This window comes from Shewanella sp. 6_MG-2023 (assembly GCF_030547195.1).
Taxonomy (GTDB): Bacteria; Pseudomonadota; Gammaproteobacteria; order Enterobacterales; family Shewanellaceae; genus Shewanella.
On record NZ_JAUOQU010000014.1, the window covers coordinates 26,463 to 48,263 of the forward strand.

The window sequence follows — 21,801 nt, forward strand, 5'->3', positions numbered from 1 at the left end:
CTATCTATGACTAATTTAAGATTCAAGCTCTAGGCTATAAACCATTAATTAAATTGAGATTAATCTTGTAAATCAACCACGACTCTTGGGGTGAGTTTAGTTACTAACTCATAAGCAATGGTGCCAATGTGCTCTGCCACTTCTTCTACAGCGAGCCCTTTACCCCACAGCTGCACTGAATCCCCGACCTTATCAGTTGCATCAAGCCCCAAATCAACGGTCAGCATGTCCATAGAGACTCGACCAACAATGGGCACTCTGCGGCCATTAAGCAACACGGGGGTACCTTCAGGGGCATTGCGCGGATAACCATCGCCATAACCTATGGCAACCACGCCTAGACGAGTATCTTGTTTTGCAGTCCAATAAGCGCCATAGCCAACACTTTGTCCGGCTTTATGCTCACGTACCGCAATAAGGTTTGACACTAACTCCATTGCGGGAACTAGCCCATGATGAACACCTTTATCACCCAGTACAGGCGATACCCCATAGAGTGCGATACCTGGTCTTATCCAGTCACACTGGCTTTGAGGCCAAAATAACGTAGCGGCAGAATTAGCTAACGTTCGATCGCCAGGTAAATCGTTAATCAACTGCTGAAAAGCATCAATTTGCACTTGGGTTAAGGGGTTATCAGGCTCATCGGCACAAGCAAAATGGGTCATTAAATGAATAGGTTTGGCAACTTGTGGGCAAGCCATTAAGCGTTGATAAACAGCCTTGAATTGTTCAATACCAAAGCCTAAACGATGCATGCCTGTATCAATTTTAAGCCAGACGGTAATGGGCGCAGTAAGTGTCGATTGCTCTAACATCACCAATTGCGACTCATGATGCACCACGGTATCAATTTTATGCTCAACTAATGTGGGTAAGTCAGATTGACGAAAACAACCTTCAAGCAACAGTAGCTTAGCGTTAACACCGCCTTGGCGTAATTCAAGCGCTTCTTCAAGTCGCGCCAGTCCAAATCCATCGGCGCAGTCAATACAGTCAGCGACAGACTCGGCCACGTTGAGCAAGCCATGCCCATAACCATTGGCTTTAACCACAGCCATGACTTTACTGTTGGGCGCAATTTCACGCAGCCTTGCAAGGTTAGCTTGCAAAGCTTTACGACTAATTTCAGCACGGGGAAATGGTTTCAAATAACTAACCTTACAGATTGCTTCATTCAAATAATTGGGCAACACAAGACTAAAAAATGAGCCTCTGCGTTAAAACAGAGGCTTTCGGTACGACTAACGCAAAGACTAAATACCTATCTGATGAGATTAATCTTCATCAAAGACTTGTGCGCCAGAATAATTATCAAAACGCGAGAACTGGCCTTGGAACGCCAGCGGCACGCGGCCAATCGGGCCGTTACGTTGTTTACCAATAATGATTTCAGCGACACCTTTTTGTTCTGAATCATCGTTATACACTTCATCACGATAAATAAACATGATCAAATCCGCATCTTGCTCAATTGAACCTGATTCACGTAAGTCAGAGTTAACTGGGCGCTTATCAGCACGTTGCTCCAACGAGCGGTTAAGCTGTGATAACGCAATGACCGGGATCTCTAGTTCTTTGGCTAAGGATTTAAGTGAGCGCGAGATTTCTGCAATTTCTAAGGTACGGTTATCTTTTAATGAAGGCACCTGCATTAACTGCAAGTAATCAATCATGATCATTGATAAACCGCCATACTCACGCGCAATACGACGGGCACGACTTCGCACTTCTGTCGGCGTTAAGCCTGAACCGTCATCGATATACATTTTGCCTTGCTCAAGCATAATCCCCATGGTTGAAGAAACACGCGCCCAATCTTCATCATCTAACTGACCGGTACGAATTTTAGTTTGATCAACCCGGCCAAGTGATGCCAGCATACGCATCATAATTTGTTCTGATGGCATCTCTAAACTGAAAATAAGCACAGGTTTATCTTCATTCATGGCTGCTTGTTCACACAAGTTCATCGCAAAGGTGGTTTTACCCATTGAAGGACGTGCCGCCACAATAACAAGGTCACCCGATTGGAAGCCGGCGGTCATTTTATCAAGATCGGTAAAACCACTTGATACACCGGTCACACCGTTATGGGGGTTATTGTATAACTGCTCAATTTTGTCGACGGTTTTTTCAAGGATCGATTTAATCCCTTCAGGGCCTTCGTTGGCATTAGCACGCGACTCAGCAATTTTAAAAACTTTAGTTTCCGCTAAATCCAGTAAATCACTGGAGTTACGACCCTCAGGGTTATAGCCTGCATCAGCAATTTCATGGGCAACACCAATCATGTCACGTACAACAGCTCGTTCACGTACAATATCGGCATAAGATAAAATATTACCCGCACTCGGGGTGTTTTTGGCAATTTCACCTAAGTAAGCAAAGCCGCCAGCGTCTTCAAGTTGATCTTCAACTTCCAGGCGCTCTGATACGGTGATCAAATCAATCGGGTGACTGCTTTCAACCAAACGGCTCATCGCAGCGTAAATCATCCGATGGGAGCGAGAATAAAAATCTTCGGGCACAAGCGCTTCAGCCACTCTATCCCAGGCCTCAGCATCAAGCATCAACCCACCAAGAACCGATTGCTCAGCTTCAATTGAATGCGGCGGTAATTTCAGCGCATCAACTTGAGCATCTTTGAACCTTTCTCTGGCTTTAAAAGGACCTTTCTGTGACATTAAAACTCCCAATTCCCAACCTGTTTGTAAATATGGTATAACACCGAGGTCATGCAAACATGTAGTACAATGATATCGCGTAACATTTATCCCAACACGGATAAACAATCAGAATAAATAACAACAATAAATAATAAAAAATAAGGAAAGAACATGCGTTATGCACTCGTTGCAGCCCTTGTGCTGTCTTCTGGATTTGCCTATGCCGATGAAGGTCAGTGGCAACCCTATCAAATGCCTTCTATTGCAGATAAATTAGCACAACGCGGCATCGATATTCCTGCTAAACAGCTTGCAGATTTAACCCAGTATCCAATGAATGCGGTTGTGGGTCTGGGCTATTGTACCGCCAGTTTTGTCTCTCCCCAAGGCTTAGTTGTGACCAATCACCATTGTGCCTATCGAGCCATCCAATATAACAGCAAAACTGAACATAATTACTTAGCAGACGGCTTTCTAGCTAATACTAAAAAAGAGGAGCCATCAGCAGGCCCTAATGAGCGATTATACATCACTGAGAAGGTAACGGATGTCACTTCTCAAGTGAATGCGAATTTAAGTCGCGATCCTCTTAGCCGTTATGAAGATATCCAATCAAACCGTAAAGCATTAATCAAAGACTGCGAAACCGACGAAAACTACCGTTGTTCAGTCAGCAGCTTTCATAATGGACTTGAGTATTACTTAATTAAACAACTCATTATTCGTGATGTCAGACTAGTATACGCACCACCTGAAAGCGTAGGGGCTTTTGGCGGCGATATTGATAACTATGAATACCCACGCCACTCGGGCGATTTTACCTTCTTACGTGCCTATGTGGGCAAAGACGGTCAGCCGGCAAGTTATGCCGAAGACAATGTGCCTTATCAGCCAAAAAGTTATCTTAAAATAAATGCTGATGGCGTTAAAGCCGGAGATGGCGTGTTTGCCGCAGGCTATCCGGGAGCGACCAGTCGTTACCGCCTAACCAGCGAGTTAGAGTTTGCCAGTGATTGGATGTATCCAACCTACGCTAAGCGCTATCAACTGCAAATCGACACCATTAATCAAATGGCTGCCGACAATAACGCCATTGCGATTAAATACGCCGGTAACCTTGCCTCCATGGCAAACAGAATGAAAAAACTGAACGGGTTACTCGATGGTTTTAAAGCCACAGATATTGTCGGTATCAAACAATCACGTGAAGATAACTTCTTAGCTTGGCTTAAAAAAGACGCCAATGCTAACCATCAATTGATTGGTGAATTAGAAGCATTACTGGCTGAGCAAAATAACCTCATTCAAACTGACTATTATTTTAATAATGCCCAATCAAGTGCAATACTTGCCGCAGCTAAAAAGCTCTATCGTTTAGCCAAAGAAAAACAACTGCCCGATGCAGAGCGTGAGCAAGGGTTTCAGCAGCGTGATATGAAAATGTTTGCCGCTAACTTAAAACGCCTTGATAGAAGTTTTGATGCCAGTGTCGATAAAACCTTGTGGCTACAAGACTTGAACGCTTACATGGGGCAAAATCAGCGCGTTGAAATTCTTGATAACGCACTGAATAAGATCTCTGATGCTGAGGCATTATCAGCAAAATTAGATGCCTATTACGCCTTAACCACTTTAATGGATAAAGAGCAGCGTTTAGCTTGGATGGACAAAGACGCCCAAGCCTTTGAAACCAGCTCAGATCCGTTTATTCGCTTAGCGGTAGCGCTGCACGACACCAACATGGCACAGGAAAAAGCCGAAAACACTTTAAAAGGTAAGTTATCAACCGCTCGCCCTGAATACATGAAAGCCATCATCAGCTATTACAAAGCCAATGACTGGCCTGTGTATCCAGATGCCAATCGCACCTTACGGATCACCTACGGCATGGTCGATGGTTATCAGTCTGCAGATGCACTCTATAAGCAGCCTTTTACCCGTCTCGAAGGCATAGTGGCTAAACATACTGGCGAAGATCCATATAACGCGCCACAAAAGCTATTAACGGCAATTAAAGCCAATGATAACGGTGAGCACTCTGTCGCATCGGTTTATCAAGATCCACGCTCATGGATTTGTCGTTTATTCTCTTGTTTAGATACGCCAGAAGAATTTAACTCAGTGCCGGTTAACTTCTTATCCAGTGTTGACACTACAGGTGGTAACTCAGGTTCACCGGTATTTAACGGTAAAGGTGAGTTAGTAGGTTTGAACTTTGATTCAACTTACGAGGCGATTACTAAAGATTGGTTCTTTAACCCAACGATAACCCGTGCAGTACACGTAGACTTTCGTTACATCCTATGGATGATGGATAAAGTTGATCACGCCCAAAACTTGATTGATGAGTTAGAGCTAGTAAGAAATTAGAGTATCACGCCCCAACTTGTGCAAACGAGCTTGGGGTGACCCTGACCACTCTCATTACAGGTAAAGCTGAAGCCTTAAAAGCCTAAAATTAAGACATAAAAAAACACCGCCAATTGGCGGTGTTTTTATTTAAATCAATGAGCTATTAATCTTCTGCAACAACAGAGATTTTAACTACTGATTTAACTTCAGTGTGAAGTTGAACTTCAACTTCAAAGTCACCTAGGTTGCGTAAAGCACCTAAAGGTAGACGTACTTCAGCTTTAGCTAGCTCAACGCCTGCTGCAGTAACTGCATCAGCGATGTCGCGGTTGCCCACTGAACCGAATAATTTACCTTCGTCACCAGCTTTAGAAGCGATAACAACTGACTCTAATGCAGCAAGCTTTTCAGCGCGAGCAGTACAAACACTTAATTCAGCAGCTAATTTAGCTTCTAATTCAGCGCGACGTGCTTCGAAAACTTTAACGTTTTCGTCATTAGCGATAACAGCTTTGCCTTGTGGCAAAAGGAAGTTACGAGCATAACCAGCTTTAACAGCAACTTGGTCACCTAAGTTGCCTAGGTTAGCGATTTTATCAAGCAGAATAACGTTCATTATCTAATTCCTCTGATTTAAATACTGCGATTACTGATGTAAATCAGTGTAAGGCAGTAGAGAAAGATAACGAGCACGCTTAATCGCGCGAGCTAGTTGGCGTTGATATTTAGCACTAGTACCAGTAATACGGCTAGGAACAATCTTACCGCTTTCAGTTACGTAGTTTTTTAAAGTAACGATATCTTTGTAATCAATTTCTGCAACACCTTCAGAGGTGAAACGACAGAACTTGCGACGACGGAAATAACGTGCCATGTTGACAGTCTCCTAAGTTTTCAATTCGACATTTTCGGCATGCAAAACCAATTTATTTTGGCCATTTCGCCCTTGTTGTAAAGAGATAAACCCTTCAACTTGGACCTGCACACCTGCTTTTAATTCTTCTGTTACGCTGTTAAAGCGCTTACCACTTAATATGACTTGGATCAGACAATAAACATTTCTCAACATTTGATCGTCATACCGCTGTGTTTTGTGTTCTAGCGTAATCACCTTATGGGGAATGCCGCTGGGACTATCAAAACGCTTTGAACGAGTTATCGTTCCGGTCAACACTAAGTGATTAATCACAGACTAATTATTCAGCAGTTTCTTCAGCGCTTGCTTCAACTTCTTTTTCAGCAGCAGGTGCAGCAGTAGGAGCACGACGTGAATCACGCTCATCTTTTGCTTTAGCCATTGGAGAAGCTTCAGTAACAGCAGTTTTAGTGCGCATTACCATGTTACGCAGAACAGCGTCATTGAAACGGAAAGCTGTTTCTAACTCTTCGATAGACTCTGCAGTTGCTTCTACGTTCATAAGAACATAGTGAGCTTTATGTAGGTCTTGAATTGGGTAAGCCAATTGACGACGACCCCAATCTTCTAAACGGCTGATAGTACCGTTAGCATCAGTGATTAAACTGCTGTAACGCTCGATCATACCTGGGACTTGTTCACTTTGATCTGGGTGAACCATAAATACGATTTCATAATGACGCATTTATTGCTCCTTACGGTTAATTAGCCTCACGTGTGGCTCAGTCAGACCAAGTTGGAGGCAAGGAACGGAATTAAATGACTGATTTAAGCGCGGGATGATACATAAAGCCCGCACAAAACTCAAGCAATACTTGTGTGGTGCATGCTTTATTACCTTTAACTGATTAACTCACTCAAGCAGGCGTTGACAGCAATGACGGTAAATAATGAAAATACCCAGCAAAAAACAATAACCAGCGTGAAATTTAATTTGATATTGAATACACAGATGAAGCCATTGAGCGCTTTGCAGCCACTGCGAATACAGGTATTATGGCGCTTCATCCGTATTTCAGGCGTTCCTAATAACTATATAGAAACAACGTAATGAAAAAAGTCTGTATCTTTATGTCTTCTCTTCTCACAACGTCTTCAGCGTGGGCACTTGTTCCCCCAGACTATAAAGAGCCTCCCAGTGACTTTAAGGCTGAAATTGAAGCCGGTATGCAACTCAATACTGGTAATAACCAATCGCAAAACTTCAACGGCCGCACCTACTTAAATTACGATACTGAAAAAGCCCGTCAGGAATTTACCTTTAAGGTGTATTACGCCGCAGATAAAGACTCTACCACGGCTGAAAAGTATGATGTATTTGCCCAGTCGAGTTATAAGCTAGAAAGCGGCTATATTTTTGGCCGCGGTGAATTTACCTGGGATGATTTTGGTAGTTATACCAAACTGTCGACGGTTTCTACCGGTTATGGTTTTGATTTACTCTCAAACTATACCCAGAGCCTGAGCATAGAAGTCGGCCCCGGTTACCGTTATGACTTACCCAAAGCAACAGATACAGACTTAAACCCTGCAGCCAACCAAGACATCATTTTGCGTACCGCCGCCAAGTACAATGTGAAACTGCAAGAATATACCAGCCTCAATGCCGATTTGACCTCTGAAGTGGGTGAAGATAACAATACCTTGACCTTAGACGTCAGTTACAGAAATACCTTTTTACAGGACTGGGCCTTTAAACTCGGGGTGAACGTGAGATACACAGCGGTAGTTCCTGAAGACAGTGTAAAAACCGATACCATCACCACATTTAACTTGCTATATACTTTCCAATAAATTGCAACGCCGTTACAGCGGCCTGTAATGAGCCTTTTCAACATTCCAGATACAAAAAACGGGCCTTAAGGCCCGTTCCACTATCTGCTGATCAGCTCAGTAAATTACTTCACTAAACGTTGACGCACAGCTTCAAACAAACAAATACCGGTTGCCACTGATACATTCAAGCTTGAGACACTTCCCGCCATCGGGATTGACACTATTGAATCACAGCTTTCACGGGTTAAACGGCGTAAACCTTTATCTTCTGCGCCCATCGCAATGGCTAAAGGCCCTTTTAAGTCTGCTTGGTATAACTCACAATCCGCTTCACCGGCGGCACCAATAATCCACACCCCTTTTTGCTGAATATGACGCATAGTACGGGCAAGGTTGGTAACTTGGAATAATGGAATCGTTTCAGCCGCGCCGCAAGCAACCTTGCTCACGATTGACGTCAGTCCCACCGAGTTATCTTTTGGTACGATAATCCCTTGTACACCGGCAGCATCGGCATTACGTAAACAAGCACCTAGATTATGTGGGTCAGTGACACCATCAAGAATTAACAAAAATGGTAGGTCTGTCTTTTCTAATAAAGCATCTAAGTCCGCTTCAGCCAAGATTTTAGCAGCTTTAACTCGTGCAACAATACCCTGATGCTGAGTGCTCGATGCTTTGTCATCTAGTACTTTACGACCTGAACTTTGTACAGACACACCAAACTCTGTCGCTTTTTTGATTAATGGTAATAAACGCTCGTCATCACGACCTTGTAATACCCAAACTTCAATGACGCGTTCAGGTGAGTTGCTTAGCAAAGCTTCTACTGCGTGAATGCCAAAAATGATATCTTGTTTTTTCATTTACTTATTTTCTCTTGCGCTTTGCTTTAGTCGATGGTTTTTTAGCAGCCGGTGATGTTACACCAGCCGCTGAACTATTTGCAGCTTTAGCTGCAGGCTTGCGCTTTTTTCCGCCTTTAGTGGCAGATTTTTTCGCTTTGCCCGCTGTGCTTTTACCCGCTTTGCCAGAACGCCCCTTTGCTGGCGACTCTGCAGCTGGCTCACCTTTTGCTGATGCGCCCATTTTAGCGCCTTCAAGATTGGCTCTTTCTCTGGCTGTTAATGGCTTCTTATTGGCTTTCTTACGGCTCTTACCGTGATCACCAATCATGATCAGATCGATTTGACGATCATCTAAGTTAACCGCGGCAACTTTGACATTGACCTCGTCACCCACTTGATAAACCTTGCGGGTGTTTTCGCCAATCAAACGCTGACGCATTGGGTCAAACTGATAATAATCGCTGACTAAGCTTGAGATATGCACTAATCCATCGATATACAAATCCTTTAAACGTACAAACAAACCAAAATTGGTCACTGAAGCAATGACAGCTTCAAATTCATCACCAACATGATCTTGCATGTATTCACATTTGAGCCAGTCGCTGACATCACGTGTGGCTTCATCTGCACGGCGCTCAGTAGTTGAACACTCTTCGCCCAGTTTATCTAGCTCTTCAAGTAGATAATGGTAGCCACCTTCTGGGGTCCACTTCTGCTTCATCTCACCTTGCTCTGCCGCTAACAAATAACGGATAACGCGATGTAAGACTAAGTCAGGGTAACGACGAATAGGCGAGGTAAAGTGTGAATACTCTTCTAATGCCAAGCCAAAGTGACCGTCATTATCAGGGGTGTATATCGCTTGTCTCATTGAGCGCAGTAACATTACCTGGATCAATTCAGCATCCGGTCTATCTGCAATTTTCAGCATTAAGTCCTGATAATCTGACGGCGTAGGTTCAGTGCCGCCATTCATTGATAAACCGCGTTCTGCCAGAAACTCTTTGAAGTTTGCCAACTTGGTTTCTGAAGGTGACTCATGCACACGGTATAACACTTCACCTTTATGCTTTTTGACGAACTTAGCTGAAGCGACGTTGGCTAAAATCATACATTCTTCAATGATTTTATGTGCCTGATTACGGCTACGGGGCACAATTGCTTCAATTTTACGTTGCTCGTTAAACACAAACTGGGTTTCAACGGTTTCAAACGCAATCGCCCCACGTTCTGCGCGGCGCTCATTTAAGGTTAAATATAACGACTGTAAACACTGAAGATGCGGGAACAAAGCTTCATGCTCAGGGGCAATCTTGCCACCTTCTAGCATGGCTGCCACTTGCGTGTAAGTAAAACGCGCATGTGAGTGCATCACTGCCGGATAAAACTTATAACCCGATAGTTTACCCGCAGCTGAAATGGTCATCTCAGCCACCATACAAAGGCGATCAACATGGGGATTTAGTGAACACAAACCATTAGAGATTTTCTCTGGTAGCATCGGGATAACTTGCGATGGAAAATACACTGAGTTACCACGGGATCTCGCTTCATCATCTAATGCCGAGTCTGTACGCACATAGTGACTTACATCAGCAATAGCGACCCATAAACGCCAGCCACCGCTAGGTTTAGTTTCGGCATAAACAGCATCGTCAAAATCGCGGGCATCTTCGCCATCAATGGTCACTAAGGGTAAATGTCTTAAATCGACGCGACCTTGTTTATCTGACTCTGGGACTTCATCCGGAATGCGCTTAAGTTTTTTCTCAATAACAGCTGACCATTTGTGAGGCAAATCGTAATTGCGCAGAGCAATTTCAATTTCCATACCTGGCGCCATTGTTTTACCGAGCACTTCGGTCACTTTGGCTGCCGCTTTAACAAATCGTCCAGGACGACGGGTTAATTCAAGCACAACAACGTCGCCAGCTCTGGCGCCATTAGCGTCTTCTTTGGCAATCAAGATTTCTTGGGTAATGCGTCTGTCATCGGCAATCACAAATGCCATGCCAGCATCAACATGATAACGGCCGACTAATGGCGCGCTGCGCTGCTGCACTAAACGAACGATACGCGCTTCACGTCGTCCACGGCGATCGGAACCTGCTTTTTGCGCCAACACTTTATCACCGTGAAAATACATCTGCATATCACGATTATTAATAAAGAGATCGTCACCGCCTTCATCAGATTTAAAAAATCCGAAACCATCACGATGGCCGATAATCGTACCGGTAAGCAGATCCATTTTTTCAGGAAGACCATAACTATGGCCACGGGTATAAACCAGTTGCCCATCACGCTCCATGGCGCGCAGTCGTCTTCTTAACGCTTCTAAGTGGTCTTCATCAACCATTTTTAGCGCGGCGGCGATATGTTCTCTGGTGACAGGTGACTTTTGCTCACGCAAATACTCTAGTATGTATTCACGGCTTGGGATTGGGTTTTCGTACTTGTCTTGCTCTCTCTCAAAATGAGGATCGATGATCATTCAATTTCCAAATAATTTACTCCCTCGTGGGAGTCTTAGCGGTTGTGCAGCTGTGGCTGCTGTGCTCGCTCTATTATACTGGCGGGCATTTTAGCGGCTAACATCTGCAATAATGATGTGGCTTTTTTCTGTGTCGCGGCATCATTAAATACGCTGTTATATAACCAATGGTAACCTAATTGATAATCAACAGGGCTACCATAACCTTCGCCGTATAGGCGAACTAACATCAATCTTGCAGGCAGATCGCCATTGGCTGCTGCCGGCATCACATATTGCACTGCTCGATTTTTGTCTTGCACTACCATTTCACCGTGATAGTAATATTCGGCCAGTTTCAGCATCGCCTCAGCGCTACCTTGCTCTGCAGCAGTTTGTAATAACGCCATGCCACGGGAAGCGTGTTTATCTACACACACACCATGGTTGAGCATTTCGGCCCATAAAAACTGATACATGGGCTGCTGGAGTACTTCTGCTCTAGCTTCAATATCTTGCACTAGTTGGCAGTCATCGCGTTTAACTTGCTTTAAATAAACATCATTGCGGATCAATTTAATTAATTGCTCATCACCATAGATATCCACCGCGGTTAATTCAGCAACAGCTAAATTCGGCAGTAAGCACAACACCAACAAACATAAACGCAGCATAACGATTCTCAATGACACTTTAGTTACTCTATGCATCGGCATTATAGCCTATATCTTGAGTATTAACTGCACAAACAACAATATTTAGTGGTTATTTGAATTGCCAAAATGATTTTAAAAAAGCAGTAAAAAGAAGAGAAATTGCGCGGAGTTACAGTTTCAATTTTATCGTCTAAGGTTTGTTAATTCTGCATATTAAAAAGGCCGCTAAATAGCGGCCTTTTTATGTGTTAGTTAAATGGATTAACTAATACGATTGTCTCGTTTCTGTCAGGACCGGTTGATACGATATCAACAGGCGCTTCAAGTAACTCTTCGATACGAGCAATATAATTAAGCGCTGCTTGTGGCAGTTGCTCAATTGAAGTCGCACCAAAGGTAGACTCACTCCAGCCAGGCATAGATTCGAATACTGGCGTAACCAGATCGTATCCTTCAGCTGCAAGTGGTGTGACAGTTTCTACAGTTCCATCAGGATACTGGTAACCAACACAAATCTTAACTTCTTCAAGACCGTCAAGAACGTCAAGTTTAGTTAGGCAGAAGCCGCTAACACTGTTGATTTGAACTGCACGGCGCATTGCCACAGCATCTAACCAACCTGGACGACGTTTACGACCAGTAGTTGCACCAAACTCTTGGCCTTTATGACCTAAGTAATCACCGATCTCATTCTCAAGCTCTGTTGGGAAAGGACCTGCACCTACACGTGTAGTGTAAGCTTTCATGATACCTAGAACATAATCTAAGTGACGAGGACCAAAACCAGAACCAGTAGCGACGCCACCTGCTGTAGTGTTTGATGAAGTCACATATGGGTATGTACCATGGTCGATATCAAGTAATGTACCTTGTGCACCTTCAAACAAGATAGGCTCACCCGCTTTACGGGCTGTATCAAGTAATTCAGTAACATCAGTACACATACTCTTAAGATAATCAGCAATTGCTAATGCATCATCAAGGGTAGTTTGATAATCAACTGCGTCACAGTCATAGTATTCAGTCAGCATAAAGTTGTGATATTTCATCACTTCTTTTAATTTAACTGCGAATAACTCTGCATTGAATAAATCACCAACGCGTAGACCACGACGAGAAATTTTATCTTCATAAGCTGGACCAATACCACGACCCGTTGTACCGATAGCTTGATTGCCGCGCGCTTTTTCGCGAGCTACATCAAGAGCACAATGGAAAGGTAGGATCAGTGGACATGCTTCTGAAATAAGAAGACGCTCTTCGACAGGAACTCCACGCTCTTTAAGCATGTTGATCTCTTTCATCAAAGCATCAGGAGCCAATACCACACCATTACCGATAATGCATTTCACATTATCACGTAAAATCCCTGACGGAATTAAGTGAAGTACGGTTTTATCGCCGTCAATTACCAGAGTATGACCAGCATTGTGGCCGCCTTGGTAACGAACTACATATTTTGCCTGTTCTGTTAGAAGGTCGACAATCTTACCTTTTCCTTCGTCACCCCATTGAGTGCCGAGTACTACTACGTTTTTGCCCATCGTCTGCTGCAAGGTTGCGGTATAAAGGCGAATTTTAACAGATTTTAGGGGGTAATATGCAAGTATTTTATGCGAAAATTATTAATAGTACTATGCCGGCAGAGACTAGGCAGCCACCTAACCTCCTGAGAGTATTCTTATTTTGCATCGAAAATTCGGCTAAATATTTTTTCCATTGCAGCGGAAATAATAAGGGTCCGATACCTTCAAGTACCAAAACAAGCCCCATGGCAAACATTAACATTTGAAAATTCATGGTCTAGTTCCACTATTTGGTTTACACATTAGCAAAAAACATCGACTACACCATAACGCTTCTAAGCGGTCATCGCATTACATCGAATGACTAATTGGCGTTTTCACCTAAAAAAAGCCAATAAAAAACCCAGCATATAGCTGGGTTTTTTGAATTCTGAAAACGTATTAACGTTTTGAGAATTGTGGCTTACGACGTGCTTTACGTAGACCAACTTTCTTACGCTCAACTTTACGAGCATCACGGGTAACGAAACCAGCAGAACGTAAAGAAGGACGTAGAGCTTCGTCTAACTGAAGCAATGCACGAGTAATACCGTGACGAATTGCACCTGCTTGGCCAGTGGTTCCACCGCCCTTAACAGTTACATAGATGTCAAGTTTGTCAGTCATTTCAACTAGCTCTAGAGGCTGACGAACAACCATGCGAGCAGTTTCACGACCAAAATATACATCTAGTGGACGTTGGTTAACAACGATTTGACCACTACCTGCTTTAGCGAATACGCGAGCAGTTGATGTTTTACGACGGCCAGTGCCGTAGTACTGAGTTGCAGACATTAGCTTACTCCCGTATTAGATATCAAGAACTTGAGGTTGTTGTGCAGCATGGTTATGTTCAGTGCCAGCGTAAACTTTAAGCTTACGGAACATAGCACGGCCCAAAGGACCTTTTGGTAACATACCCTTAACTGCTTTCTCGATAATCATTTCAGGCTTATGATCTTGCAGCTTTTCAAAAGAAATCTGCTTAATACCACCGATGAAACCTGTATGTGAGTAGTAAATTTTGCCTTTAGCTTTGTTACCAGTCACAGTAACTTTCTCAGCGTTAATAACGATGATGTAGTCACCAGTGTCAACATGAGGAGTATACTCTGGCTTGTGCTTACCACGTAAACGAGTAGCAATTTCAGTAGCGATACGACCTAAAGTTTTACCTTCGGCATCAACGACGAACCAGTCACGTGTGACTGTTTCTGGTGTAGCAGTAAATGTAGTCTTCATTTTTACAAAAACCCAATGTTTAAAATTCTGTCTCAATGCTGAATGCGGAATGCAAACAACACAATGACCATTTCAAAGCCCCTTCGAGCTGAAATTGGTTTAAATCGTCCACCCAAATTCGGTGGAGTAACGAGGGCAGGTGGCGGATTATAGACAAAGCTGAGTTAAAAATCACCTAATTTCTGATAGTTTTCTAAAAAACTTCTCTGGTGCTTTAGCTGATTTCATCCCTCAATAACTATTTATGGTAAATGCTCCAACATTAAATAGTCATGTGATTGCATTTCAATCAATCTTGAGCGGCAGCGTCTAAACTCAAAACTGAGTAAACCATCTGTGTAAATATCTTCTAATGAAACTTCAGCAGAAATAATTAACTTCACATTACGCTCATAAAATTCATCTACCATCGCGAGAAATCGCCGAGCAATATCATCACCGGTTGTGGCTGAGCCCATTTGTTCAAGCCCACTTAATAGAACGGTATGGTACAAACGAGCCACTTCCATATAGTCGCGCTGGGATCGAGGGCCGTCACATAAGTCTCTAAAGTTGGCCAATAGCACCCCTTGGGATTGCTGGCGAATATTCACCTCACGGCCTTCAATTTCAATGGCGTCAGTGAATACTTCTGATTCTGGAGCAAGCTGGGCAAAATAGCTTAACAAGTTGGTGTCAGCCTGCTCATCCAGTGGGTAGTGGTAAATCTCAGCTTGCTCAAGGGTTCGTAAGCGATAATCAATACCCGAATCCACATTAAGGATTTCGCAGTTTTGGTTTATTAAGGCGATTGCGGGTAAAAATCTTGCGCGCTGTAAGCCATTTTTATAGAGGTCATCGGGAATGATGTTTGAGGTGGCCACTAACGCGACCCCTTCTTTAAATAAGTGTTGGAACAAGGTGCCCAATAACATGGCATCGGTAATGTCAGAAACAAAAAATTCATCGAAACATATGATGTTATATTGCTGCGCCATTTTGTTAGCAATAGTAATTAATGGGTCCTGAACACCGTCAAGTTCGCCTAAGTCATGGTGTAGCTGGTGCATAAAGCGATGAAAGTGGGCCCGCAGTTTTTTCTCTGTTGGCAGCGCATCAAAAAAAGTATCCATCAAGTAAGTTTTACCACGACCTACTCCGCCCCATAAATATAAACCTTTGACGCTAGGGGCTGATTTTTTAAGGCCGATTGAACCTAAAAGCCGACTCAATGAGGACTGCTGAACATCGGCTGCGATAAGTTCTTCATAAACACGTTGCAATGACTTTACCGCTTGCTCTTGGGCTAAATCATGGGAGAAACCTTCACGGGTTAAATCTTGCTGGTAATGCTGCCAAGGGCTTAACTGCGACACGGGGACTACTCTCTATATACTGCTGAAAATTCCACACAACCATAACATATCACCCTTAGCCGGCGTAACGGTAAACCACATAAAAATTAACCTTTGTTAATGATGGCTGAACTTATTGAAACTTAGAACACTCCGAGGTTATATAGTCAATACAGCTAAACTGAAGTTGTATTTACGCCAGTCACCCATAATATGTGTATAAGCAAAGATTAATTTTCAAGGAGCAAGAAACAATGAAACCCAAATTAACCTTAGTTTCAGCAGCGATATTATCCGCCTCTTTATCGTTAATGCCGGCGTTGTCCCAAGCTGCAATTCCACAAACTGTTAATGGTCAAGCGCTACCTAGCCTCGCTCCCATGCTAGAAAAAACAACTCCCGCTGTCGTCTCTGTTGCAGTCAGCGGCACCCAAACCTCTAAACAACAAATTCCCGATGTGTTTCGATATTTCTTTGGCCCTAACGCCCCCCAAGAACAAGTGCGTGAACGCCCTTTTAGAGGCTTAGGATCAGGGGTCATCATTAACGCCAAAGAGGGTTACATCGTCACGAATAACCACGTTATTAATGGTGCTGATGAAATTAAAATTGGTCTGCATGATGGCCGTGAGATTGACGCAAAACTCATTGGCTCAGATCCTGAATCTGATATTGCGCTATTACAAATAGAAGCGAAAAACCTTACCCAAGTGAAACAAACCAACTCTGATGATATCCGTGTCGGCGATTTTGCTATCGCCATTGGTAACCCATTTGGTTTAGGGCAAACCGTGACTTCAGGTATTGTTAGCGCCTTGGGCCGTAGCGGTTTAGGGATTGAAATGCTGGAGAACTTTATCCAAACTGACGCCGCGATTAATAGTGGTAACTCAGGCGGCGCCTTGGTTAATCTTAACGGTGAGTTAATCGGTATTAATACCGCCATTGTGGCCCCCGGTGGTGGCAACGTCGGTATTGGCTTTGCTATTCCGGCTAATATGGTTAACAACCTAATTAATCAAATTATTGAGCATGGTGAAGTTAAACGTGGCGTGCTTGGCGTTATGGGCCGAGACTTAGATAACGAATTGGCCAAAGCATTTGGTCTAGAAACTCAGCATGGCGGTTTTATTAGTGAAGTCATGCCTGATAGCGCCGCAGACAAAGCAGGTATAGAAGCGGGTGACATCATTGTCAGTGTCAATGGTAAGCAGATTAAAAACTTCCAAGCCTTGCGAGCAAAGGTCGCCACTATGGGCGCTGGTGCTAAAGTTAAAATTGGCATCATTCGCGATGGTGATAATGAAACCATTAATGTCACCCTTGGTGAGTCAAATAGCAGTTCAGGCACCAGTGCTGATGCATTACACCCAATGCTTGAAGGGGCTGAGTTAAGTAATAGCCGTAAAGGTATTGAAATTGCTGAAGTGGCTCAAGGATCGCCAGCCGCCAGAAATGGACTCGAGAAAGGCGATTTAATTGTCGGGCTAAATCGCAGTAAAGTAAAAAGCCTTAAAGACTTAAAAGAGCAGCTAAAGACTCAGCAAGGCGCGGTCGCATTGAAAATATTGCGTGACAATAAGCTGCTTTACTTGGTACTGCGTTAAAGCAGCACCGAATAAACCCTGTTGTTTTACCCAATAAGCATCGTAGCCCTGTTACGATGCTTAATTTTTTTAATCATGATAATATCTTGGGTACTTTTTCATAATTTAGTCAGCCAATGAATTTCAAAGACACAATTTTATATTTGACCAAAGCTGTGGCATTTGGATTAGTCATGGCGGCCGCTTTCATATTTGTTACTTCGATAACCAACAACAGTAATTTCAATAATGGCTTAACCACTACCCAGCACCACAATGACTTATCCTTTGCTAAAGCCGTTCGTCGAGCAGCCCCTGCTGTGGTCAATATTTATAGCCTTAGTTTAGATCAAAATAGCCCATTAAATTCAAGCTCGCTTCAAGGCTTGGGTTCTGGGGTTATCATGAGTAAAGAAGGCTATATTTTAACCAATTACCATGTAATTAAAAAAGCCGATGAAATTGTTATCGCGCTACAAGATGGCCGAAAATTTACCTCAGAAGTTGTCGGTTCAGATCCAGTCACCGATTTAGCGGTCCTTAAAATTGAAGGCGATAATCTACCTATCGTGCCGATCAATTTATCCAAACCTGCACAAGTGGGCGATGTGGTACTTGCCATTGGTAACCCTTACAACTTAGGCCAAACCATTACCCAAGGTATTATCAGTGCAACCGGCCGAAACGGCTTAAGTTCAGGCTATCTTGATTTCTTACAAACCGATGCAGCCATTAATGCCGGTAACTCTGGCGGTGCACTTATCGACACCACTGGCGAACTAATTGGTATTAATACTGCGGCATTTCAAATCGGTGATGAAGGTGGCGGGCACGGTATTAACTTTGCCATCCCAATTAAACTGGCTCACAGCATTATGGGAAAGTTGATTAAAAATGGCCGCGTTATTCGTGGCGCGTTAGGGATTTCAGGCGAGCCGTTAAGCCCTGTTATGGCGCAAATCCTCAACTTACCGGATTTAAAAGGCGTATTGGTCACCGCTGTTGATCCCAAAGGGCCTGCGGCAGATGCGAAACTGCGTCCAAGAGATGTGATTATCGCTTATGCAGAAGAGAGTGTTCCTGGGGTTGAAATGCTGATGGATAGAATTGCTGAAACAGCGCCCGGAGATAGCATCACAATGACCATCATCCGCGAAGGTAAGTCTTATGATGTGCCAGTGATTATTGGTGAGAAGGCTGTCGAACCTTAAGCACAAATTACAACTTAACCATTTAATCATAAAAAAGTCAGCTACCTTAGGTAACTGACTTTTTATTCTTTACTATAAAGCTTTGGCAAACAACTTAAGCAATCTACAGCTTATGCAATACGAACCACTTCACCGCCGATGGCTTTAAACTTCTCTTCGATATGCTCATAACCACGATCTAAGTGATATATACGATCAACGGTTGTCGTACCGTCAGCCATAAGGCCTGCAATCACTAAACTCGCTGAAGCGCGTAAATCTGTCGCCATCACTTGCGCACCGTTCATGCGCTCAATACCATTAATGATGCAGGTGTTACCCTCTAGCTCCATTTCAGCGCCCATACGGCTTAACTCAGGTACATGCATAAAACGATTTTCAAAAATCGTTTCAGTCACATGACTGGTGCCTTCAGCTAATGCGTTTAACACACAAAATTGCGCTTGCATGTCCGTCGGAAAAGCAGGATATGGCGCAGTTTTAATATTAACCGCTTTAGGGCGCTTGCCTTGCATATCAAGTTCAATCCAATCGTCGCCAGTATTAATCACCGCGCCAGCATCTTCAAGTTTTGCCAGAACTGCTTCTAGGCTTGAAGGATCAGCGCTTAGACAGCGAATTTTTCCGCGCGTCACGGCTGCAGCCACTAAAAATGAGCCGGTTTCGATGCGATCAGGCATCACTCTGTGGTTACAACCAGAGAGTTTCTCAACCCCTTGAATACGCAAGGTTGCGCTGCCAACACCGGTAATTTTTGCGCCCATTGCAATTAAGCAATGTGCTAAATCATTAATTTCAGGTTCGCGAGCGGCATTTTCAATAATGGTTTCACCATCAGCTAAGGTCGCAGCCATCAATAGGTTTTCAGTGGCACCAACGCTGACCATATCCATAAAGATATGCGCGCCTTTTAAGCGGCCATCAACTCTGGCTTTAATATAACCTTCTTTTACCTCAATAGTAGCGCCCATTTGCTCTAGCCCTTGCAAATGCAAGTTCACAGGTCTTGCGCCAATCGCGCAGCCACCAGGCAATGAAACATCAGCGGTACCAAATCGAGCCAGTAACGGCCCTAAAATCAAAATAGAGGCGCGCATGGTTCTAACCAAATCGTATGGCGCACAAAACTCTTTGAGATTAGTGGTTGAGATCCGATATTGGCTATTGCCTAACTCAGTGACATCAGCACCAAGGCAGCGAAGTAATTCACAGGTTGTTTTTACATCGCGAAGGTTAGGTACATTCGAAATATTAAAGTCAGTTTCAGCTAAAACACCAGCAAACAGGATCGGCAAAGCCGCATTCTTGGCGCCAGAGATGGTCACATCTCCGGCAAGGGGCTTGCTGGCTTGTATTGTTAATTTATCCACACTAATTCTCTACACTCAGTATTACGCTTACATATTAAATAATTTTTCACGCTTCCACTGAGTCGGCGTAAAAGTCTTGATAGTAAGCGCATGTAACTCACCACTGGCAATATGCTCATTCAGTGGTGCATAAATGGTCTGCTGCTGCTTCACTTTACTCATAGCGTCGAACATTTCGCCAACTGCAACCACTTTGTAGTGGCTACCATCTGAAGTCACATGTACTTCATCTAGGGTTAACGCCTCTGATAAAATCTGCTCAATTACTTTGCAATCCATGAAATGTGCTACCTTAAATTCAATGCTATTGTTCTATGAAAAAGGACTCTAAATCATACAACTCGATAAGTTTTTTTAGATGCTTACTCGGATTAGCCAAGCTCCTTGGCTGAGTGTTGTCCCCATGACAATGACCTAAACATATTAGTTCAAGCAATAAGGCCACGCCTGCACTGTCAACATACTCTAAAGCAGACAAGTCTAACACTTGAGTCGTATCAGTAAACAATTGTTGTTGATTTGGCCACAATTCTCTGACCTCAACCTGAGTTAATTGCCCTTTTAGGCGACAAATATCACCTTGCTGTGAAAATTCAATCACGCAGCATTGCCCTCGTCCTGATCTAAGCGAATATCTTGGTTGGTGCGCTCATAAAGCATGTCGATGACCTTATCGACGCCTTTTTGGCGAATTAAATTGGAAATTTCTGATTGCTTTGACGCCAGTAAACTCACGCCTTCCGCCACCAAATCAAACGCTTTCCAGCTGTCATCTTTTAGACGTCTGGCTTTAAACACCACTTTAATGGGCGGGCGACCATCTTCAATAATTTCGACGCGGACATCGATCATTTTCTCGTTACTAAAATCAGCAGCCGGGAAAAACTGTACTTGCTGACCAGTGTACTCTGTAAAGGCTTGGGCATAGGTAGCCACTAAATAACCTTCAAAAGCATCCACAAACCGCTGACGTTGTTCAGGAGTCGTGTCACGCAGGTATTGCCCCATCACTTTATACGCGGCGTATTTATAATCAACATAGGGCATAAGCTCTTCGCGAACGATAACTTTTAAATAGCTTAAATCATTGTCAATGAGGGCTTTGTCTTTATCAAAACGCGCAAAGGTTTTCTCTGATACTTGCTGCACTAGCTTGAACGGATCACGGGTATCTATGTCATCAGTCGTCAGCTCTGCAGCACCAAGCGGGCTGATGCTTAACCATAAAAAGACACTTAACATAACGCGAATAAACTGCTTCATATACCGCTCCTACTTATCATCCGATGACATGCTATAGATTAACTGACCGATTAAGTCTTCCAGTACTAATGCTGAGCGCGTGTCATAAATTTTATCGCCATCAGCGAGCATCTCAATATCATCATCCATAAAGCCTGGGGTTAACCCCAAAAACTGCTCACCCAATAAACCTGCAGTTAAAATCGATAAGCTGCTGGTCTCTGGAAATTGATCATATTGCTTATCCATAGTGATGCTCACTATCGGTACAAGCTTTTTGGGGTCGAGCTGAATATCAGTTACCCTTCCGACAACCACCCCGCCCACTTTCACTGGCGAGCGTACTTTTAAGCCACCGATATTGCTAAATTCAGCGTGTAAACTGTAAGTTGCCTGATTAGGCTTAAGCTCAACATTGGCCACATTAAATACCAGCACACAAAATGCCACTAAGCCTGACAATAAGAACAATCCAACCAATAACTCTATTTTCCGTGTCAACATACGACTAAACCACTTTAATTAATGAATGCAAAATTTACCCAACTTACCTCCCGC

23 protein-coding genes are annotated in these 21,801 nt (G+C 43.5%); 4 read left to right on the top strand and 19 right to left on the bottom strand.

The window, feature by feature from the left end:
• Positions 1–59 precede the first annotated feature (59 nt).
• Positions 60–1,151: an alanine racemase gene (alr, locus tag Q4533_RS09935; RefSeq protein ID WP_102440117.1), complete on the bottom strand. Its 1,092-nt coding sequence runs from the start codon at positions 1,149–1,151 to the stop codon at positions 60–62.
• Positions 1,152–1,277: 126 nt separating this feature from the next.
• Entirely contained in the window at positions 1,278–2,687 is a 1,410-nt protein-coding gene (gene dnaB / locus Q4533_RS09940) for a replicative DNA helicase (RefSeq protein WP_076539121.1), read from the bottom strand.
• A gap of 153 nt (positions 2,688–2,840) precedes the next feature.
• On the opposite strand from dnaB, the gene Q4533_RS09945 reads away from it, so the two are divergent.
• A complete protein-coding gene (locus Q4533_RS09945; RefSeq protein WP_102440116.1) occupies positions 2,841–5,039 on the top strand; it encodes a S46 family peptidase in 2,199 nt (732 codons plus the stop codon).
• Positions 5,040–5,184: 145 nt separating this feature from the next.
• On the opposite strand, the gene rplI is transcribed toward Q4533_RS09945, so the two are convergent.
• From rplI to rpsF, 4 genes are read right to left on the bottom strand one after another with little or no spacing between them, the layout of a single operon-like run.
• Positions 5,185–5,637 (bottom strand): 50S ribosomal protein L9, encoded by a 453-nt coding sequence (gene rplI, locus Q4533_RS09950; protein WP_076539126.1) that lies wholly within the window; start codon positions 5,635–5,637, stop codon positions 5,185–5,187.
• A 30-nt stretch (positions 5,638–5,667) separates the two neighbouring features.
• Positions 5,668–5,895 (bottom strand): 30S ribosomal protein S18, encoded by a 228-nt coding sequence (gene rpsR, locus Q4533_RS09955; RefSeq protein WP_055023454.1) that lies wholly within the window; start codon positions 5,893–5,895, stop codon positions 5,668–5,670.
• Between the two features lie 12 nt (positions 5,896–5,907).
• Positions 5,908–6,210: a primosomal replication protein N gene (gene priB, locus Q4533_RS09960; protein ID WP_076539129.1), complete on the bottom strand. Its 303-nt coding sequence runs from the start codon at positions 6,208–6,210 to the stop codon at positions 5,908–5,910.
• A 7-nt stretch (positions 6,211–6,217) separates the two neighbouring features.
• Positions 6,218–6,622, bottom strand: coding sequence for a 30S ribosomal protein S6 (gene rpsF, locus Q4533_RS09965; protein WP_102440115.1), 405 nt, complete (start codon positions 6,620–6,622; stop codon positions 6,218–6,220).
• 365 nt (positions 6,623–6,987) lie between these two features.
• On the opposite strand from rpsF, the gene Q4533_RS09970 reads away from it, so the two are divergent.
• Positions 6,988–7,731 carry a YdiY family protein gene (locus tag Q4533_RS09970; RefSeq protein WP_198590856.1) on the top strand — a complete coding sequence of 248 codons (744 nt, stop codon included), beginning with the start codon at positions 6,988–6,990 and terminating at the stop codon, positions 7,729–7,731.
• 104 nt (positions 7,732–7,835) lie between these two features.
• On the opposite strand, the gene rlmB is transcribed toward Q4533_RS09970, so the two are convergent.
• The 8 genes from rlmB to zapE all read right to left on the bottom strand — a co-directional run bounded on the left by rlmB (position 7,836) and on the right by zapE (position 15,855).
• Positions 7,836–8,579, bottom strand: coding sequence for a 23S rRNA (guanosine(2251)-2'-O)-methyltransferase RlmB (gene rlmB / locus Q4533_RS09975; protein WP_102440114.1), 744 nt, complete (start codon positions 8,577–8,579; stop codon positions 7,836–7,838).
• Between the two features lie 4 nt (positions 8,580–8,583).
• Positions 8,584–11,058, bottom strand: coding sequence for a ribonuclease R (gene rnr / locus Q4533_RS09980; RefSeq protein WP_102475896.1), 2,475 nt, complete (start codon positions 11,056–11,058; stop codon positions 8,584–8,586).
• Between the two features lie 35 nt (positions 11,059–11,093).
• A complete protein-coding gene (locus Q4533_RS09985; RefSeq protein ID WP_102440124.1) occupies positions 11,094–11,747 on the bottom strand; it encodes a tetratricopeptide repeat protein in 654 nt (217 codons plus the stop codon).
• Between the two features lie 194 nt (positions 11,748–11,941).
• Positions 11,942–13,237, bottom strand: a complete 1,296-nt coding sequence (locus Q4533_RS09990) for an adenylosuccinate synthase (RefSeq protein WP_303502682.1) — start codon at positions 13,235–13,237, stop codon at positions 11,942–11,944.
• A gap of 67 nt (positions 13,238–13,304) precedes the next feature.
• Positions 13,305–13,493, bottom strand: a complete 189-nt coding sequence (locus Q4533_RS09995; protein WP_303502683.1) for a DUF2065 family protein — start codon at positions 13,491–13,493, stop codon at positions 13,305–13,307.
• Positions 13,494–13,660: 167 nt separating this feature from the next.
• Positions 13,661–14,053, bottom strand: a complete 393-nt coding sequence (gene rpsI / locus Q4533_RS10000) for a 30S ribosomal protein S9 (protein ID WP_076539149.1) — start codon at positions 14,051–14,053, stop codon at positions 13,661–13,663.
• A 15-nt stretch (positions 14,054–14,068) separates the two neighbouring features.
• Complete coding sequence (gene rplM, locus Q4533_RS10005; protein ID WP_076539151.1) at positions 14,069–14,500, bottom strand: 50S ribosomal protein L13; 432 nt, start codon at positions 14,498–14,500, stop codon at positions 14,069–14,071.
• 242 nt (positions 14,501–14,742) lie between these two features.
• Positions 14,743–15,855, bottom strand: coding sequence for a cell division protein ZapE (zapE, locus tag Q4533_RS10010; protein WP_102440111.1), 1,113 nt, complete (start codon positions 15,853–15,855; stop codon positions 14,743–14,745).
• 233 nt (positions 15,856–16,088) lie between these two features.
• On the opposite strand from zapE, the gene Q4533_RS10015 reads away from it, so the two are divergent.
• Together Q4533_RS10015 and degS are read left to right on the top strand one after the other, a co-directional pair.
• On the top strand, positions 16,089–17,441 hold the full coding sequence (locus Q4533_RS10015; RefSeq protein WP_102440110.1) for a DegQ family serine endoprotease: 1,353 nt from the start codon (positions 16,089–16,091) through the stop codon (positions 17,439–17,441).
• A 116-nt stretch (positions 17,442–17,557) separates the two neighbouring features.
• A complete protein-coding gene (degS, locus tag Q4533_RS10020; RefSeq protein ID WP_102440109.1) occupies positions 17,558–18,631 on the top strand; it encodes an outer membrane-stress sensor serine endopeptidase DegS in 1,074 nt (357 codons plus the stop codon).
• Positions 18,632–18,741: 110 nt separating this feature from the next.
• On the opposite strand, the gene murA is transcribed toward degS, so the two are convergent.
• The 5 genes from murA to mlaD are packed head-to-tail and all read right to left on the bottom strand — an operon-like array spanning position 18,742 to position 21,747.
• On the bottom strand, positions 18,742–20,001 hold the full coding sequence (gene murA, locus Q4533_RS10025; RefSeq protein WP_102440108.1) for a UDP-N-acetylglucosamine 1-carboxyvinyltransferase: 1,260 nt from the start codon (positions 19,999–20,001) through the stop codon (positions 18,742–18,744).
• 27 nt (positions 20,002–20,028) lie between these two features.
• A complete protein-coding gene (locus Q4533_RS10030; protein ID WP_076539160.1) occupies positions 20,029–20,280 on the bottom strand; it encodes a BolA family protein in 252 nt (83 codons plus the stop codon).
• Positions 20,281–20,305: 25 nt separating this feature from the next.
• A complete protein-coding gene (locus Q4533_RS10035) occupies positions 20,306–20,602 on the bottom strand; it encodes a lipid asymmetry maintenance protein MlaB (RefSeq protein WP_303502684.1) in 297 nt (98 codons plus the stop codon).
• On the bottom strand, positions 20,599–21,243 hold the full coding sequence (locus tag Q4533_RS10040) for a phospholipid-binding protein MlaC (RefSeq protein ID WP_241903578.1): 645 nt from the start codon (positions 21,241–21,243) through the stop codon (positions 20,599–20,601). Before Q4533_RS10040 ends, Q4533_RS10035 begins: the two co-directional genes overlap by 4 nt.
• 30 nt (positions 21,244–21,273) lie before the next feature.
• Positions 21,274–21,747, bottom strand: a complete 474-nt coding sequence (gene mlaD, locus Q4533_RS10045; RefSeq protein ID WP_102440106.1) for an outer membrane lipid asymmetry maintenance protein MlaD — start codon at positions 21,745–21,747, stop codon at positions 21,274–21,276.
• Positions 21,748–21,801: the final 54 nt, after the last annotated feature.